Source organism: Bradyrhizobium sp. MOS003 (assembly GCF_003020125.1).
In the GTDB taxonomy this organism is placed as follows: domain Bacteria; phylum Pseudomonadota; class Alphaproteobacteria; order Rhizobiales; family Xanthobacteraceae; genus Bradyrhizobium.
The window spans coordinates 26116-42980 of record NZ_PYFW01000013.1 but is presented as its reverse complement, the minus strand read 5'-3'; the positions used below and the strand labels follow the sequence as shown (position 1 = coordinate 42980).

The 16865-nt window shown below is 65.0% G+C and carries 19 protein-coding genes, 1 tRNA gene and 1 pseudogene; 8 read left to right on the top strand and 13 right to left on the bottom strand.

Going from position 1 to position 16865, the window contains the following annotated elements; translation table 11 throughout:
* Positions 1-152 precede the first annotated feature (152 nt).
* Complete coding sequence (locus C7G42_RS32385) at positions 153-1019, top strand: isocitrate lyase/PEP mutase family protein (protein ID WP_106952902.1); 867 nt, start codon at positions 153-155, stop codon at positions 1017-1019.
* Positions 1016-1315: an acylphosphatase gene (locus C7G42_RS32380; RefSeq protein WP_106952901.1), complete on the top strand. Its 300-nt coding sequence runs from the start codon at positions 1016-1018 to the stop codon at positions 1313-1315. The genes C7G42_RS32385 and C7G42_RS32380 overlap by 4 nt, the downstream gene beginning before the upstream one ends.
* A 131-nt stretch (positions 1316-1446) precedes the next feature.
* Here the strand turns inward: C7G42_RS32380 and C7G42_RS32375 are convergent, their stop codons facing one another.
* Positions 1447-2967, bottom strand: coding sequence for a PAS domain-containing hybrid sensor histidine kinase/response regulator family protein (locus C7G42_RS32375; RefSeq protein WP_106952900.1), 1521 nt, complete (start codon positions 2965-2967; stop codon positions 1447-1449).
* Positions 2968-3111: 144 nt separating this feature from the next.
* Here C7G42_RS32375 and C7G42_RS32370 point away from each other — a divergent pair, with 144 nt between their 5' ends.
* Genes C7G42_RS32370 through C7G42_RS32360 form a run of 3 tightly spaced genes read left to right on the top strand, consistent with a single transcriptional unit; the run spans position 3112 to position 5784 of the window.
* Positions 3112-3669, top strand: a complete 558-nt coding sequence (locus tag C7G42_RS32370) for a GbsR/MarR family transcriptional regulator (protein ID WP_106952899.1) — start codon at positions 3112-3114, stop codon at positions 3667-3669.
* A gap of 16 nt (positions 3670-3685) precedes the next feature.
* On the top strand, positions 3686-4351 hold the full coding sequence (locus C7G42_RS32365; RefSeq protein WP_106952898.1) for a DUF4166 domain-containing protein: 666 nt from the start codon (positions 3686-3688) through the stop codon (positions 4349-4351).
* Positions 4348-5784: a TIGR01777 family oxidoreductase gene (locus C7G42_RS32360; protein ID WP_106952897.1), complete on the top strand. Its 1437-nt coding sequence runs from the start codon at positions 4348-4350 to the stop codon at positions 5782-5784. Before C7G42_RS32365 ends, C7G42_RS32360 begins: the two co-directional genes overlap by 4 nt.
* Before the next feature lie 3 nt (positions 5785-5787).
* Here C7G42_RS32360 and C7G42_RS32355 read toward each other — a convergent pair whose 3' ends face one another.
* On the bottom strand, positions 5788-6642 hold the full coding sequence (locus tag C7G42_RS32355; RefSeq protein WP_106952896.1) for a LysR family transcriptional regulator: 855 nt from the start codon (positions 6640-6642) through the stop codon (positions 5788-5790).
* Positions 6643-6755: 113 nt separating this feature from the next.
* On the opposite strand from C7G42_RS32355, the gene C7G42_RS32350 reads away from it, so the two are divergent.
* A complete protein-coding gene (locus C7G42_RS32350; RefSeq protein ID WP_106952895.1) occupies positions 6756-7178 on the top strand; it encodes a tautomerase family protein in 423 nt (140 codons plus the stop codon).
* Positions 7179-7237: 59 nt separating this feature from the next.
* On the opposite strand, the pseudogene C7G42_RS32345 reads toward C7G42_RS32350, so the two are convergent.
* Positions 7238-7419 (bottom strand): annotated as a pseudogene (locus tag C7G42_RS32345) (DNA helicase); the annotation flags it as partial.
* A gap of 106 nt (positions 7420-7525) precedes the next feature.
* The gene (gene lipB, locus C7G42_RS32340; RefSeq protein WP_106952894.1) at positions 7526-8263 is read right to left on the bottom strand and encodes a lipoyl(octanoyl) transferase LipB; all 738 of its coding nucleotides are present in this window, start codon (positions 8261-8263) and stop codon (positions 7526-7528) included.
* Between the two features lie 94 nt (positions 8264-8357).
* Here lipB and C7G42_RS32335 point away from each other — a divergent pair, with 94 nt between their 5' ends.
* Both C7G42_RS32335 and C7G42_RS32330 read left to right on the top strand, forming a co-directional pair.
* Positions 8358-8600: a FliM/FliN family flagellar motor switch protein gene (locus C7G42_RS32335; RefSeq protein ID WP_011088012.1), complete on the top strand. Its 243-nt coding sequence runs from the start codon at positions 8358-8360 to the stop codon at positions 8598-8600.
* A 202-nt stretch (positions 8601-8802) separates the two neighbouring features.
* Positions 8803-8887, top strand: a tRNA-Leu gene (locus C7G42_RS32330).
* A gap of 11 nt (positions 8888-8898) precedes the next feature.
* Here the strand turns inward: C7G42_RS32330 and C7G42_RS32325 are convergent.
* From C7G42_RS32325 to C7G42_RS32285, 9 genes are all read right to left on the bottom strand, one after another.
* Positions 8899-9081, bottom strand: a complete 183-nt coding sequence (locus C7G42_RS32325) for a hypothetical protein (RefSeq protein WP_106952893.1) — start codon at positions 9079-9081, stop codon at positions 8899-8901.
* Positions 9078-10292: a zinc metallochaperone GTPase ZigA gene (zigA, locus tag C7G42_RS32320; RefSeq protein ID WP_106952892.1), complete on the bottom strand. Its 1215-nt coding sequence runs from the start codon at positions 10290-10292 to the stop codon at positions 9078-9080. Before zigA ends, C7G42_RS32325 begins: the two co-directional genes overlap by 4 nt.
* A gap of 355 nt (positions 10293-10647) precedes the next feature.
* Complete coding sequence (locus tag C7G42_RS32315) at positions 10648-11622, bottom strand: tripartite tricarboxylate transporter substrate-binding protein (RefSeq protein ID WP_106952891.1); 975 nt, start codon at positions 11620-11622, stop codon at positions 10648-10650.
* Positions 11623-11646: 24 nt separating this feature from the next.
* Positions 11647-12363: a GntR family transcriptional regulator gene (locus C7G42_RS32310; protein WP_106952890.1), complete on the bottom strand. Its 717-nt coding sequence runs from the start codon at positions 12361-12363 to the stop codon at positions 11647-11649.
* A gap of 23 nt (positions 12364-12386) precedes the next feature.
* Positions 12387-13127: an SDR family oxidoreductase gene (locus C7G42_RS32305; RefSeq protein ID WP_106952889.1), complete on the bottom strand. Its 741-nt coding sequence runs from the start codon at positions 13125-13127 to the stop codon at positions 12387-12389.
* A gap of 22 nt (positions 13128-13149) precedes the next feature.
* Positions 13150-13920, bottom strand: coding sequence for an SDR family oxidoreductase (locus C7G42_RS32300; protein WP_106952888.1), 771 nt, complete (start codon positions 13918-13920; stop codon positions 13150-13152).
* A gap of 16 nt (positions 13921-13936) precedes the next feature.
* The gene (locus C7G42_RS32295) at positions 13937-14317 is read right to left on the bottom strand and encodes a carboxymuconolactone decarboxylase family protein (RefSeq protein WP_028137140.1); all 381 of its coding nucleotides are present in this window, start codon (positions 14315-14317) and stop codon (positions 13937-13939) included.
* Between the two features lie 41 nt (positions 14318-14358).
* Positions 14359-15594, bottom strand: coding sequence for an ABC transporter substrate-binding protein (locus tag C7G42_RS32290; protein ID WP_106952887.1), 1236 nt, complete (start codon positions 15592-15594; stop codon positions 14359-14361).
* A 31-nt stretch (positions 15595-15625) separates the two neighbouring features.
* Positions 15626-16861 carry an ABC transporter substrate-binding protein gene (locus tag C7G42_RS32285; RefSeq protein ID WP_106952886.1) on the bottom strand — a complete coding sequence of 412 codons (1236 nt, stop codon included), beginning with the start codon at positions 16859-16861 and terminating at the stop codon, positions 15626-15628.
* Positions 16862-16865: the final 4 nt, after the last annotated feature.

Below are 16865 nucleotides of genomic sequence, written 5' to 3'. Positions count from 1 at the left end.
GCGATCTGCCCACAAGCACCGTCATTGCGAGGAGCCCTTAGCGACGAAGCAATCCAGCCTGTCTCCGCGGAAGCATTCCTGGATTGCTTCGCTGCGCTCGCAATGACGGAGATTGGAGCGGCGGCTTCGGTCCCAAGAGAAAGACAGTACCCATGGCCTTCCGTTCCCGCCGCGAAAAACTGCGCTCCATCCTGTCGGGCTCGGCCTGCGTCCATCCCGGCTCGGTCTATGACGCGATCTCGATCCGCATCGCCGAAGATCTCGGATTTCCGCTCGGCATGTTCGGCGGCTCGGTCGCTTCGCTTGCGGTGCTCGGCGATCCCGATATCACGCTGATCACGCTCACCGAGCTTGCCGAGCAGATGCGGCGGATGTCGCGCGCTTCGACGCTCCCCGTGTTGGTCGATGCCGATCACGGCTATGGCAATGCGCTCAATGTCCGCCGCACGGTGCAGGAGCTGGAGGCGGCGGGCGCTGCCGGCCTCACCATCGAGGACACGCTGCTGCCGGCGGCCTTCGGTGAGGCCAAGGTGCAGCTGATTTCGCTCGAGGAAGGCGTCGGCAAGATGAAGGCGGCGCTCGATGGTCGCAGCGATCCCTCGCTGGTCATCATGGGCCGCACGGGTGCTGCCTCGATCAGCTCGATCGCGGACGCGATCAAGCGTGCCAGGGCGTATGAGGCGACGGGCGTGGATGCGCTGTTCTTCACCGGAATCAAGTCGCGCGCCGAACTCGAGGCGATCGCCTCTGCAACGCGTCTCCCCCTCGTGCTCGGTGGTGCGCCAGACGAAATGAACGCGATCGATTATCTCGGGAGTCAACGCGTGCGCATCGCGCTGCAGGGCCACCCGCCGATCGCGGCGGCGACGCGGGCCGTGTTTGACACGTTGAAAGCGTTGCGTGAAGGCACGGCTCCAAAGGAGCTGAAGGGATTGTCGTCGGCGGACCTGACCAACCGCGTCATGCGCGAGGCCGACGTCAAGGCGCGCAGCGCCGACTTTCTCGGACTGAAAAAATGAGCCGGGCGATCCTCCAGGTCATGATCCGCGGGCGCGTGCAGGGCGTCGGCTACCGGGCTTGGGTCGAGTATCAGGCGACTGCGTGCGGCCTCGAAGGCTGGGTGCGCAATCGCCGCGACGGCTGCGTCGAAGCGCTGTTCGCGGGAGCGCCGAAGCATGTTGCCGATATGGTCGCGCTGTGCCGCCACGGGCCGCCGTCCTCGCGCGTGGACAGCGTGACGAGCGAGACGGCGAGCGCGGATGAGCTGAACCTGCGCAGGGCAGGGGAAGCGTTTTCGGTGTTGCCGACGGTGTAGGTGCGCGCTCACGAAAGGTCGTCATGCCCGGGCTTGTCCCGGGCATCCACGTTCGTCTTACGCGTGATGAGACGTGGATGGCCGGGACAAGCCCGGCCACGACGCGGTGAGACGGGAGAGGCGAAGAGCCATCACCGCGGCAGCTTGGCGATCGCCTCGCTCAGCTCGTGGATTTCGTACGGCTTGCGCAGGATCGGAAAATCGCCGCGCACGCCGGCGGCGACCTCGCTGTAGCCGGTGGCGAGCAGGATCGGCAGGCCAGGTCGGATCTGGCGGAGATGATGGGCGAGGGTGAGGCCGTCCATCTTGCCGGGCATGACGATGTCGGAGAACACGAAGTCGACGCCGTTGCTCTCGATCTCACGCAAGGCGGCTTCGGCGTCCGCGACCCGGCGCACCTGGTAGCCGAGCTGTTCCAGCAGGCCGATGCTGACGAGCGCGACGTCCGGATTGTCCTCCACCAGCAAGACTGTGCCGCTGCCGTGGAACGCCGGTTCTCCCGTCATCTCTTGTGATGGGGCTTCGGTCCCGCGCGGCAGCAGGATGGTGAACGTCGTGCCCTTGCCGAGCTCGCTTGTAACCTTCACCGTGCCGCCGGCCTGATGGGCGAAGCCGTGGACCTGGGACAGGCCGAGGCCGGTGCCTTTTCCGATCGGCTTGGTGGTGAAGAACGGCTCGAAGATCTTGTCGAGAACGTCGGAGGGAATGCCGAACCCGGTGTCCGCGACGTCGATTGCGACGAAGTCGCCGGCGAGCGGCGCCTCGTCCAGCGCGACATTGCGCGCGCCGATCGTCACCGTGCCGCCGTCGGGCATCGCGTCGCGGGCATTGATGACGAGGTTGAGCAGCGCGGTCTCGAGTTCCGAGGCGTCGGTCTTGAGTGGCCAGACGTCGCGGCCGATCTCGAACGTCAGGCGCACGGAGCTGCCGACGCCGGCATCGAGCACCTCGCGGATCGCCGCGATGCGTTCGGCGAAATCGATCGCCTGCGGATTGACGCTCTGCCGCCGCGCGAAGGTGAGGAGCTGGTTGGTGAGCGCGGCGCCGCGTTTGGTGGCGGTTTCGATCGCCGAGACCGCGCGCTGAAGCTTGGCCGGGTCGTCGGCGCCGCGCTTCAGCATGTGCAGGCTGCCGCTGATGATCATCAGCAGGTTGTTGAAGTCGTGGGCGACCCCGCCGGTGAGCTGTCCCAGCGCATCGAACTTTTGGGACTCGGCGAGCTGTTTCTGCATCGCCTCGAGCTTGAGCTGGGTATTGCGGCGTTCGGTGATGTCACGTGTGATCTTGGCGAAGCCGACCAGCTCGCCGCCCTCATAGATCGGGTCGATGACCACGCTCGCCCAGAAGAAGGTGCCATCCTTGCGGACGCGCCAGCCTTCCTCCTCGTAGCGGCCCTTTTCCGTGGCGATGCCGAGCGCACGGGCCGGCTTGCCGTTGGCGCGGTCGGTCTCGGTGTAGAAGCGGGAAAAATGCTGGCCGAGGATCTCGCCGGGCGCGTAGCCCTTGATGCGCTCGCCGCCGATGTTCCAGCTGGTGATGATCCCCTTGGGATCGAGCATATAAAGGGCGTAGTCCGCCACTCCCTCAACCAACAGTCGGAAACTGCGCTCGCTCTCGAACAAGTCTCTCTGTTGACTGAATTTTTCGACCATTCCCGGACCCTGCTCAACGGGGGCAAACGCCGCAAGGGGTTGATGGTTCCCCGACGTTGGAACATTTTTAGGCAAGCATCTCGCATTCGGTATACGAGCCGCAACCGACTTGACAAGCAAACGGTCTTGTCAGATATTTCTGTCATGACAGAAACAACCGGAAAGAAGAAACTCCCCGTCGCCGTCGAGCGCTTCATCTTGCATTGGGGTGACATGGGGGACGAGTGGGGCGTCAATCGCTCGGTCAGCCAGATTCACGGGCTGCTCTACCTCGCCGAGGCGCCGATGACGGCGGAGGACATCGCCGACACGCTCGGCATGGCGCGCTCGAACGTCTCCAACTCGCTCAAGGAGCTGCTCGCCTGGAACCTGATCCGGCGCGTACCGATCCTCGGCGACCGCCGCGACCATTACGAGGCGGAGACCGATATCTGGGAGGTCGCCGCCAGGATTGCGGCGCGGCGCAAGGAGCGGGAGCTCGATCCGGCGATCGCGGCGCTCAGGGCCTGCGTCTCGGATGCCGCCGGCGATCCCACCATCAATCCCGTCGCGAGCAAACGGCTGAAGGAGATGCTCGCCTTCACCGAGCTCGCCGATCACTGGTTCATGCAGATGCTGAAGGTGCCGCGGCCGCGGGTGGTCGCCTTGATGCGGCTTGGCGAAAAGATCGCCAGCCTGCTGCCGCTGGGCAAGGCCAAATAGCGCTGAGGAGGGTGCGATGACGTCGGCAAGGTTATCAGGCTCCAACGCAACTCCCTCCGCTCACATCAAGCTGCTCGACGACCGCCGCTTCCGCGCGCTGCTGTCGGACGAGGATTGGGGCCGCCTGCCGCTCGCGACCTGGCGGCGTTTCTCCAAGCGCGTCGCCGACGGCGAAAGCGTCGTCTATGTCGGGGTGGTCGACGAGATCTCCTTCAGCGAGATCGGCTGGTGGATCGCGCAAGCAGCGAAGCTGATCGGCGGGCCGCTGCCGATAGGCCGCGACACCGGTGTTCCCATGATCGTGACCGTGACCGAGGACGGCACGACCGGCGGTCAGACCTGGACCCGCGTCTGCGCGCGCAAGCGCGGCTTTCCGCACGTGATCCATTCCGCCAAGCGTTTTGCCGGTCCGACCGGGCTCGAGGAATATGTCGGCTTCGGCGTCTCGATGGCGCTCCGCACCGCGGTCGAGGACCAGACGCTGATCTTCCGCAGCGCAGGCTATGGGCTTCAGCTCGGGCGCCTCTGGATTCCCTTGCCGCGCTGGCTGACGCCGGGCGATCTCACGGTGACGCACCGTGACCTCGGCAACAGCGCATTCCGCTTCACCCTCGATGTCATCCATCCACGTTACGGCGCGCTGATCCACCAGTCCGCCACCTTCAGGGAGGCCGTATCATGACGATGCTGTTGTGGACCCTCATCGCCATCCAGATCGTGATGGGCGTGTTCGATACCTTCTATCATCATGAGTTCACCGAACGTTTGGCCTGGCGGGTGTCGCAGCGCTTCGAGCTCAAGCTGCACGGTATCCGCAACATGCTCTATGCGTTGCTGTTCCTCGTGCTCGGCTGGCTTGAGGTTTATGGGTTGCTGGCGCTGTTGATCGTCGCGGTGCTGGTCGCCGAGATCGTCATCACCCTGATGGATTTCGTCGAGGAGGATCTGAGCCGGAAGCTGCCGCCGAGCGAGCGGATCAATCACACGCTGCTCGCGATCAATTACGGCGCCATTCTCGTGCTGTTGCTGCCGGTGCTGGTCGATTGGGCGATGCAGCCCTTCGGCGTGAGCGTCATGAACCAGGGCCTTCTCAGCGTCGCCGCGACCGCCTGCGCGGTGGGTGCGGCGCTGTGCGGCCTCAGGGATTTTGCGGCGATGCGCCGGCTCGGCTGCATGCGAAGCGTGCCGGCGGCCGAACTCGTCGAAAAGCTCTCCGGCCGCAAGACCGTGCTGATCACGGGCGCCACCGGCTTCATCGGCAGCCGCCTTGCGGCAAGCCTTAGCGGCGCCGGGCATCACGTCATCGCGCTGATCCGCAATCCCGCCAAGGCGGAGATGCTGCCGCCGCCGGTGACGCTGATCACCAGCCTCGATCAGCTCGCGGGGGACACGCCGATCGACGCCATCGTCAATCTCGCCGGCGAGCCGATCGGCAACGGTCTGTGGACCGAGGCGAAGCGCGCGAAGATTCTTGGCTCGCGCATCGACATGACCGGCGAGGTCGTCAAACTGATCGCGCGGCTCGAACGCAAGCCCGAGGTGCTGGTCAGCGGCTCCGCGATCGGCTGGTACGGATTGTGGGCCGACCAGGTGCTGACGGAATCGGCGAAGTCGCACGCCTGTTTCAGCCACGAGCTCTGCGCTGCCTGGGAGAAGGCGGCGCGGCCGGCGGAAGAGCTCGGCGTGCGCGTGGTCAACTTACGCATCGGCCTCGTGCTCGGCACCGAAGGCGGCTTCGTCACGCGCATGCTGACGCCGTTCGAGTTCGGCCTCGGCGGCCCGATCGGCACCGGGCGGCAGTGGATGTCCTGGATCGAGCGCGACGATCTGATCCGGTTGATCGCCTATGTGATGGCGACGCCCGATCTCGCCGGCCCCGTCAACGCCACCGCGCCAATTCCGGTCACCAACGCGAAGTTCACCGAGGAGCTCGGCCGCCATCTGCGTCGGCCCGCGGTGTTCCGCATTCCCGGCGGTCTGCTCCGCAGGATCGGCGGCGGCTTCGCCGACGAGCTCCTGCTCGGCGGTCAGCGCGTGCTGCCCAACAAGGCGCTGAGTCGCGGCTTCGTTTTCCGGCACGAGACGCTGCGCAGCGCGTTCGAGGCGATCTTGTGAACGTCAGGTGGCGGTGACGCTCCGAAAGGTCGCCGCCACCGCACGCAGCGCTGCAAGCTTCGCGGGATCGCTGACCTTGGAATGCAGCATCACTTTCGAGCTGCCGAGCTTCGGCAGCCTGTGTGTCGGCCCGATGTCGATCAGCCCGGGCGGTGCGATCCGCCTAGCCAGTGGCGCGATCGCAAGTCCGGCCAGCGCGGCTGCGGCCACGGCCGTCACGCCGCCGCCGACGAACCGCTCGCGCCAGGCGATGCCGGCCTTGTCGAGTGCGCGCACCGCGACGGCGCGGACGCCGCAGGGCGGGGCGAGGGTCGCGAGCGGCAGCGGCTCGCCCTTCGGCAAGGTGAGGCGTCGTGACGCGAACCAGCCGAAATCGTCCTCGGTGAGCTTCTCGCCGCCGCGACGGCTGCCTTCCTGGCGGACGATTACGGCATCGAGCTCGCCCGCGTCATAGGCGTCCTGCATCTCGCGCGAGAAACCGATGGTCACGGCGAGGGTGAGGTTTGACGACATCGCGTACAGGCGCTCCAGCAGCGGCACCAGTTCGGGGCCCGCCGCATGATCGGAGATGCCGAGCGAAAGCGATTGCGCGGCCGGGGCCTCGCCCGACAGGGCGCGATCGTGCGCCGCCATCAGCGCGCGGGCGCGGTCGAGGAAGCCGGCGCCTTCGGCGGTAAGCCTGACAGCGCGCGGCGAGCGCTCGACGAGGCGTCTTGCGAGCAACGTCTCCAGCCGCTGCAGCTTGAGACTGACCGCGGCCTGCGTGGTGCCGAGCGCTTCCGCGGCGCGGGTAAAGCTCTGGAGGTCGGCGACCAGCAGGAAGGCTTTGATCGTGGCGATATCGAGGGTGACGGTCATTATGAATTGTTATCACTGGTATCAACAGAGATAAGATACCAAAATGACGAGAGGAGGTCTAGGTTCTCGTCAACGCCGCGCAACACTCGCGCAGCTACTTGAGGAGAACCACCATGCCCCTGATCACCGTGTCCTACACCTCGTCGCGCCAGTCGCCATCGCTGAAGGCCGACATCGCCAGCGCCGTGTCCGAGCTCACCGCAAAGATTTTGCACAAGAATCCCGAGGTGACCGCCATCATCGTGAAGTCGGTCGAGGCCGGCGACTGGTTCGCCGGCGGCAAGTCGCTCGCCGAGCAGAAGCTTGCAAGCTACTGGATCGACATCCACGTCACGGAGGGCACCAACACCAAGGACGAGAAGGCCGCTTATCTTGCCGCGATGTTCAAGCGCATGGCCGAGATCCTGGGGCCGCTGCATCCCGAGACCTATCTGCATGTCGACGAGGTCAAGGGCGATGCCTACGGCTTCGGCGGCCTCACCCAGGAGCGCCGCTATATCGCCGGCAAGCTCGACGTCGCGCTAGCTGCGGCGTGAGGCTGCAAGCCGCGGGTTAGAGATCTCACCCGCGGCCTGGCCGTCAGCTCGCTGCCCGAAACTGGACTTCCGTTCAGAAAGCACGTCTTGTCGAGCAGCTCAGGTCGAGCGGATTTGGCAGGCGGACATCGTCGAGATCGGGGCAGGGCTTGACCGTGGGATCGTAGGACCGGTCGATCTGCGAGATGAAGACGACGATCACCCCCTTGTCGCGTGCGAAGGATTTCAGCGCACGGACCTGTCTGCTTTCCCGGCGGAGGAGGGAGGCGTGGGCGACGCCTGACGCGAGCATAGCCGATCCCGCGAGGAGGGGAGAGCAGGCGCGATCAGGCTCGGAGACAAAGGTGTTAGACGGCCGCTTCCGGCACCAACGCTTTGGTCGGCCCGAACAGCTCCTCGAACGCCTGCCGGAGCGCGATGTCGACGTCGGCCATGGTCAAGAGCTGACCGAGATCGACCAGTGAGGTGACGCCATAGCGGGCGTCAGTAACGCCGCAAGGAACGATGCCGGCGAAATGCGACAGCTCCGGCTCGACATTGATGGCGATGCCGTGGAACGAGACCCAGCGCTTCAGCCGCACGCCGATCGCCGCGATCTTGTCCTCGTGCTCGGCCCCCTTGTCGGGCCGCTTCACCCAGACGCCGACCCGGTCCTCGCGCCGCTCACCGCGGACGTTGAAGGCGGCGAGCGTGCGCAGAATCAGCTCCTCCAGGCTCGCGACATAGGCCCGGACGTCCGGCCGGCGGCGCTTGAGGTCGAGCATGACATAGGCCACCCGCTGGCCCGGCCCGTGATAGGTGAGCTGGCCGCCGCGCCCGGTGGCGAAGATCGGGAAGCGGGGATCGCGCAGGTCGGCCTCCTTGCCCGAGGTGCCGGAGGTGTAGAGCGGGGGGTGTTCGAGCAGCCAGACCAGTTCCGGGGCCTCGCCGGCCGCAATGGCGGCGACCCGGGCTTCCATCGCGGCGACCGCCTCCGGATAGGGTACCGGCGCGTCCGAGATCCGCCACTCCACGGGCTGGCCGCCGGAGGCGGAAAACGACGTCAAATCCAGCTCTTGGCGCGGGTTTTGGGGCAAATTAACCATTGGCTAACCATAACGTGGTGATCATTGCAGGCGCAAATGCCAAGTCCTTGTCCGAAGTCCTTGGTCCTTAGTCCCTGTTGCGGCGGTCCAGACAGTGCCCACTCTCGATAAAGTCACCGTGGATCTCATGGTCGTCCTCGGGACGACCACCATGCCGATCCATCAGGTATTGCGTCTTTCCCGCGGCGCCATCATCGAGCTGGACGCAACCGAGGCCGACGAGGTCAAGGTTTTGGCCAATAATCTGCCGGTCGCCTCCGGCGTCGTGCTGGTCGACCGCAACCGGATCGCGGTCGAGGTCAAGCAGATGCTGCCGCGCACGCCGGGCACTCGGTAACGGCCAGGGCACGCGGTAGCGGCCGGGGGGCACGCGGTCGCGGCCTGGGCCTGCGGCGAGGGCCGATTCGGGGGAGGAGCCGGAACTTTCCTGCAAAGCTGTGGAATTCAGGGCCTTTGCAGGCTTGTACCCCTCTGATGGATTTGTTAGATCGGCGCCGTTGATCCGGCTGGCCTTCAGGCCGCAAGCCGGCAGCCCCAAAGCGCTCGTGGCGGAATTGGTAGACGCGCTGCCTTGAGGTGGCAGTGAGTAAAATCGTGGGGGTTCGAGTCCCTCCGAGCGCACCATCTTCATCTCATTATCGACTGGACTTGATTTCGGCGGGTGCCTCGCGCGCCGGCGGTTGACCCGACCGATCATGCGCGCAGCCGCCGGCAGGGACGTCCGGCGGGAAGATGCTGTCGTAGATCGCGCGCGCCTCGCGGATGAGGCGCTGCCGCTCGAGGTCTGATTTGGAGGCGAAGCGGACGATTTTGGTCATTCGCGGCCCACGACTTCGTTCGCGCGCCGCCAGACTGGAAACGGGTCCGCAAGCTTCGCCCATTCCGTGACGTTCATGGCCGGCTTGCCCGGGACCAGGCACGCGTCCAGGCGTGCGCGAAGTGCGCTCTCGTCCATGCCCGCGCCGATGAACACGATTTCCTGGCGACGATCGCCATAGACCTCGTTCCAGTTCTCGCGCAACCGCTTGCGCCAAAACGGGTCGTCCGGCCAGCGTTCCGCGGGCACGCTCGCCCACCAGAAACCGAGGGCCTCGGTGCGCGTGATGGAGCCTGCCTGGCTGATCTCGCCAAGCCATTGCGGGCGCGTCGCCAGCCAGAAATGTCCCTTGCCGCGAATGACGCCGGGCCAGGGTTCTCGCACGAACTTGTCGAACTTTTCGGGTTCGAACGGCCGGCGCGCGCGATAGACGAAACTGGTGACGCCGTATTCCTCCGTCTCCGGCACATGATCGGCGAAGCCGTAGAGTTCCCTGAACCAGAGCGGATGCGCTTGCGCCTTTTCAAAGTCGAACCGGCCGGTGTCGAGAATGCGATCGAAGGGGACCCGGCTGTGGTTGGCTTCGATCAGCTCTGCTTCCGGATTGAGCGCCCGGATGATCTTTCGCGCGGCTTCGCGCTGCGCCGGCGAGGCGTCATCGACCTTGTTGAGCACGATCACGTCCGCAAACTCGATCTGCTCGACGAGGAGATCGACCAGCGTGCGCTTGTCGTTCGCCAGCGCTTGGCCGCGCTGCTCCAGGAAATCCGTCGATGAATAATCCCTCAGCAGATTCACCGCGTCGACCACGGTGACCATGGTGTCGAGGCGTGCCACGTCGGAGAGGCTTTCGCCATCCTCGGAGCGGAAGTCGAAGGTCGCCGCAACCGGCAGCGGCTCGGAGATGCCGGTGGATTCGATCAGCAGATAATCGAACCGGTCGTTTTCGGCGAGGGCGCGGACTTCTTTCAGGAGGTCGTCGCGCAGCGTGCAGCAGATGCAGCCGTTGGTCATCTCGACCAGCTTCTCATCAGTCCTGGACAGGTTCGCACCGCCATCGCGGACCCAATCCGCATCGATGTTCACCTCGCTCATGTCGTTCACGATCACCGCCACCTTCAGGCCGTGCCGATTGTTCAGGACGTGGTTCAGCAAAGTGGTCTTTCCAGCCCCAAGGAAGCCGGACAAGACGGTGACGGGGAGTTTTCGCATCGAGATCGAACAGTCTTTTCAAGGGGATACGGGGAGGGCGAGGCATTGGACCAGATATGTAATGTTATAACATAACAATCGATATCGACGACTTCGTCAAGCCGCTTTGCGCTTCAGCCGGAATTTCGAACGTTCAAGTGATTGTTCTTTGCCCTGCGCGGAGCGGTCGTGGCAGGCAAAGTGCCGGACCAGCAGCTTTGATACGCGTTTCAATCTCTCCGGCGTCTTGCTCGGAGAAGAGTTCGTTTCGCACGATAGAACAGGGCGCGTCCTGCTGGGATGAACTGGAGTAGAATATCGTAGTCGCTGACATCACGGTTCAGATCACTCCGGCTACATGATGTGACGCCGGCGCTTATTGAGGCTCAATCCCCGCCGCCTTGATGATCCGTCCCCATTTGCCGATCTCGGCTTTCAGGAAAGCTTCGAGCGCTTCCGGCGTTGCACGCGCGGGCTCGACCGGCGCCATGCTGAGCTCGGCAAAACGGCTGACCAACGCGGGATCCTTCAGCGCCGTCTGCAACGCGCCGACGAGATGATCCACCACCGGCTTCGGCGTGCCGCGCGGTGCGTAGAGGCCGTACCAGGTCGTGACGTTGAATTCGGGAACGCCGGCTTCAGCCGAGGTCGGCACATCCGGCAGCGTCGCGACACGTGTCTTGCTGGTGATGGCATAGCCCTTGATGGTCTTCGACTGGATGTACGGCGTCGGCCCTGTTGCGGGATCGCAATAGACGTCGATATGGCCGGCGATGATGTCGTTCAGCGCCGGTCCACCGCCCTTGTAGTAGATCTGCGAGAGCTTCGTGTCGGTGGTGCTCATGAACATCAGGCCGCAGAGCTGTGAGGCCGAGCCGAGACCGACATTGCCGAAAGTCATCTTGTCACCTTCGCTGCGGATCCGGGCGATCATCTCGCTCAAATCCTTGGCCGGGAAGTTCGGCCGCGCCACCAGGATCATCGGGACGTCGGTGACGAGCCCGATCGGGGCGAAGTCGCCGACCGGGTCGAACGGCAGCTTGGCGTAGAGGGAAGGCGCGGTGGCCTGGCCGACATGCATCAGCAGCAGCGTGTAGCCGTCAGGAGCAGCCTTGGCGACGCGGTTGGTGCCGAGCGTCCCGCCGGCACCGACCACGTTCTCGACGACGACGGACTGCTTCAGCGTCGCGCTCATGGCGCTGCCGAGGATACGCGCGATGACGTCGCCCGGGCCGCCGGCGGAGAAGGGCACGATCATCGTGACGGGGCGGACGGGGTAGTCGTCCGCGACCGCCGCGTCACCTGGGCAGAGCAGGAGGAACAGGATCAGCGATCGTACGAGAAACTTCATCGAACACTCCATGGCGGCATTGTTCTAGTCGTCGGAAGGCGCCGCCTCCTTGGCCGCCGACGATTTTTCGATCATGTCGAGCGCGGCCACCGCGGCCGCGTTGATGTGGTCGACGCAGCAGCGTTCGGCGAGATCCGCATCGCCGCTCTGGATCGCACGCCAGATCGCGGTGACTTCGCGAAGGCTCTTGTTGATCCGCTTCGGTTGCGACATCGACGTGATCCGCAGCAGCTGGATGCGATCGTGCAGCGGCTTGAGCATGCGCTGGATAAACGCATTGCGGCAGCCGCCGATCAGCGCCGCGTAGAAATCGGTCTTGGCTTCGAGGCATCCGACGAGGTCCTGCCTGGCCGCGGCCGCTTTCAGCCGGGTCAGGGCGTCGCCGATCCGGCGGGCCACTTCGGGGTCGTGAAGCCTGGCGCATTCGCGGCCGGCGAAGCCTTCGAGGACGGCGCGCGCGGCGTAGAGCTGCCGGGCCTCTTCGAGGCTGATGGTGGACACGACGGGGCCGCGGTGCGGGACCATGTTGACCAGCCCGTCGGCCTCGAGCGCACGCAGCGCTTCGCGGATCGAGGGGCGGCTGACGCCCATCATCTCGCAGAGCTCGCGCTCGACCAGGCGTTGGCCCGGCTTCAGTGTTCCCGACATGATCGCCTCACGCAGCTTCTGCGCCACCATCGCCCGGACGGTCGGGACGTCTTCGATGCGGAGTGTCGACTGCAATTCGCTACGTCTTTCCATGTCCGGGTCCTGTTCGGGAAAATTCAGTACCGGTTTACAGGCAGAATCATTATTTCGGCAATTTGAACGTGGGCGGGCTGGTCGAGCGCGAAGACGATCGAACGGGCGATATCGGCCGGATCGAGCGCCATCCTGAACTGGTCGAAATAGTCCTTTTCCTTCTGCGTATCGCCGCGGTAGCGGGTCAGGATGATGTTGGTGCGGGTCAGGCCGGGCTGCAGCTCGGTGATCCGGATCGCGGTGTCCGCCAGCTCGCCGCGCAAGGTCTCGGTGAACATGTGCACGCCCGCCTTGCTAGTGCTGTACGCCGCCATGTCGGGAACGATCCGCACCGCGTTGATGGAGCTGATGTTGACGACATGGCCGGCGTTGCGCTGGACCATGCCGGGGAGGATCGCGCGCGTGACGCGCATCAGGCCGATCAGATTGGTCTGGATGATGTTGGACCAATCGTCCGCAGAACCGACGTCGAAGCGCGTTCGGCCGCCGATGTCGTGGCCGGCATTGTTGATGAGAATTTCGACCGGCCTGAAATGACCGGGAATGGCATCGGGCAGGCGATCGACGGCCTTGGCGTCGCTTATGTCGAGCTCGATCGGAAACACCTTGTCGCCCGCCGTCGCCGCCAGCTCCTGAAGCGCCTTGGCGTCGCGGTCGACCAGCACGACGCGGCGGCCGCTGTCCAGCAGCGCCTTGGTGATGGCGCGTCCCATCCCGCCGGCGGCGCCGGTCAGCACGACGGTCTGGCTCGATTGTTCAGTCATCGCAACACTCCCATTCCAGTGCTCATGCGACCGACCAGCCGCCGTCGATCGGCAGGCTGGCGCCGGTGATGTCGTTTGCGGCGGGGCCGCAGAGGAAGACGACCATGGCCGCAACCGCGTCCATGTCGATGAAGCGCTGCGTCGGCTGGCGCTCGCCGAGATAGTCGCGCGTCACGTCCGCGACGGGACGGCTGCTTGTCTCCGCCATCGTCGCGATCTTGTTCAGGATGGCCGGCGTCGGCAGCGTGCCGGGGCAGAGCGTGTTGCAGGTGATGCCGCTGCGCGCCGTCTCGATCGCGACGGCGCGGGTCATGCCTGCGATCGCCGTCTTGGTGGTGACGTAGTCGATGCGGTCTTCGACCGCGCGGCTCGAATAGATCGAGCCCATGTTGATGATCCGGCCCCAACCGCGCTGTTTCATCGCCGGCAACGCCAGGCGGATGAGGTGGAACGGCGCCGACACATTGACGGCCAGCGCCTCGTCCCAACGCTCCGGCGGAAACTGCTCGATCGCGGAGAAATGCCTGACGACCGCGTTGTTGACGAGGATGTCGATGGCACCGCAGCGGGCGAGCAGGTCCGCCATCCCGGCCTCGATCGCCTCGCGCCGGGACAGATCGACGCCGGCTGCGACGACCTCGACGCCGAAGCGGGCGCGAAGGTCATCCGCAGCCTGCTTCGGCTGAGCGAGATCGTGAAGGACGATGTTGGCGCCCGCGCCCGCCAGGCCTTCCGCCACGGCGAAGCCGAGGCCCGCAGTCGCGCCGGTCACGAGTGCCCATTTGCCCTTCATTTGCAGTCCTGCTCCGTTACTTCTTGTCGAGCTCGGCGAAGACTTCCTTCGCGTTGCGGAAAGCATCCACGCCGGCAGGCACGCCGCAATAGATCGCGACCTGCATGAAGACCTCGCGGATTTCCTCCTTGGTCGCGCCGTTGGCGAGCGCGCCGCGGACATGCGTCTTCAACTCGTGCGGCCGGTTGAGCGCGCAGAGCATCGCCAGATTGAGGAAGCTGCGCGTCTTGCGGGTGAGGCCTTCGCGGCCCCAGACGTAACCCCAGCAATATTCCGTGGTGAGATCCTGCATCGGACGGTTGAACTCGTCGGCGGATGCGATCGCCTTGTCGACGAATTCGTTGCCGAGCACGCTCTTGCGGATCTCAAGTCCGCGGTCGTAGGTCGCCTTGTCCATGTTGTTCTCCGTTTCTTGTTCGGGGCGTCGTCAGCTCTTAATCAGCTCTTGGGCCAGAACGGTTTTGCCAGCGCGAGCTCGGGCGGGAATACCGTTACTGGAACGCCGGTTTGCCACTGCACGATGGTCATGCCGGCGCCGACGCGGCGGCCTTTCTCGTCGAACTTGATCTCGCCGAGCGGGTAATACTTGGAGGGGCCCCCATCCATGGTGCGCAGCGCTTCGCCGACGGCAACGCGGTCGGCCTTACCGGCCTTCTCCAGCGCGTCCTTGATCACCCACATGTCGCCATAGGTGGAGATCGCGTTCTGCGTCATCCACGGCTCCTTGTAGCGGGTCTTTAACTCGGCGATCAGCGCCTCATGCCCCTTGGCGCCCCAGCTTGCGACGCAGGTCAACACGCCCTGCAGCAGCTCGGGGCTGACGGTCTGCAGCATGTCCGGCTCGGCGATGGCGATGCCGAACGAGATCGTTGGGATCTTGCCCTGGCCGAGGCCGAACTCGTTCATCTTCTCGAGCAGCAGCTTTGCGTCCGAGATCACGGTCGGCAGGAAGAACAGCAAGTCGGGCTTGGCCGAACGAATCTTCTGCACCAGCGAGGTCGCATCCGCCAGCGGCGGCGTGAACGTCTCGTCGACGATCAGCTGCAGCTGGTTTTCCGCCAGCAGGCCTTCGCGCATCGCCTTGGCGGAAGCGATCGAGGCGCCCGTGTTGTCGGTGAGGATCGCGACCGTCTTCGGCCGCTTGCCGGAGGCCGTCTCCGCCAGCTTGATGAGCTGGGGCAATGCCTGTTTGGCCTGCGACCCCGCGGTGGCCGCGGTCTGGAACACGTATTTGAATCCGCGCTCGGTGATCAGGTCGGAGTAGGAGAGGGTGAGCATCGGCAGGTTGGCACGCTCGGTGACCTCGGTCACCGCGAGCGTGAACGAGGACAGATAGGCGCCGCTGGCCGCTACCAGATCCGTCTCCTGCGCCACCATGCGCTGTGCCGCGTTCTTGGCCTTCTCCGTGGTGTCGCCGGAATCCAGCACCACGAGCTTCAGCTTGGCGCCGCCAAGCGCCTTGACACCGCCTTGTGCGTTGATGTGGTCGATTGCCATCTCGGCGCCTTCGCGCATCACCGTTCCCGGGCGGGCATAGAGCCCGGAGATCGGCACCAGCAGGCCGACCTTGACCTCCGCCGGCTGCTGCGCCCAGGCGCGGGATGCGATCAGCGTGCCGGAAGCGCCGGCCAGCAGGGTTCGCCGCGATATCGTGATCTTGCTCTTGGCAGTCATGACAGTTTCCTCCCCAGGATTTGCGCGACGCTTAGGATTTCTTCGGCCAGAACGGCTGCGCCTGCGCGAGCTCGGGCGGATAGACGGTGACAGGCACGCCCGATTGCCATTGCACGATGACGACGCCGGCGCCGACGCGGCGACCCTTCTCGTCGAATTTGAGCTGGCCGCCCGGATAGTATTTCGACGGGCCGGCATCCATGGTGCGGAAGGCCTGTGCGACCGCATTGCGGTCGGCCTTGCCGGCCTTCTCCAGCGCTTCCTTCATTAGCCACATGTCGCCATAGGTCGAGATGACGTTCTGCGTCATCCAGGGCTCCTTGTATTTGGCCTTGAGCTCGGCGATCAGCGCCTCGTGGCCCTTCGAGCCCCAATTGGCGACGATGGTCATGATGCCTTGCACCGTCTCCGGGCTCACACTCTGAAGCATGTCTGGCTCAGCGATGGTGATGCTGAAGGACACGGTCGGGATCTTGCCCTGGCCGAGGCCGAACTCGCTGATCTTCTCGAGGCCAAGCTTGGCGTCCGACACCGCATTCGGCATGAACAGCAGCAGGTCGGGCTTCGCCGAGCGGACCTTCTGGATCAGCGGCGTCGCATCCGACAGCGGCGGGGTCCAGACTTCCTCGACGACGAGCTGAAGGCCTTCCTGCGCGAACAGCTTCTCCTTCAGCGCCTTGGCGGTTGCGACCGACGTTGCGGTGTTGTCCATCAACATCGCCACGGTCTTCGGCTTCTTGCCCGAAGCATTCTCGGCGAGCTTCATCAATGTCGGCAGGCCGAGTTCGGACTGGCGGCTCGCGGTCGCGGCGGTCTGGAAGATGTATTTGAAGCCGCGATCGGTCAAAAGGTCCGAATAGGACAGCGTGAGCACCGGCAGCTCGGCGCGCTCGGTCACCTCCGTGACTGCGAGCGTGAAGGACGAGAGATAGGAGCCGGTGGCGGCGACCAGATCGGGCTCCTGCGCCACCATACGCTGGGCCGCGTTCTTGGCCTTTTCCGTGGTGTCGCCGCAGTCGATCACGACCAGCTTCAGCTTGGCGCCGCCGAGTGCCTTGATGCCGCCTTGCGCATTGATGTGCTCGATGCCCATCTCGGCGCCCATCTTCATCACCTGGCCGGGGCGGGTGTAGATGCCCGACAGCGGCACGATCAGTCCGACCTTCACCTCCGCCGGCGCCTGCGCACGCGCCACGCCGGCGAGGCTGACGGCGGCGGCGCCGGAGAGCACAGTGCGGCGCGTCAGTCCTTTTGAAGTCTTGTTCATTTGT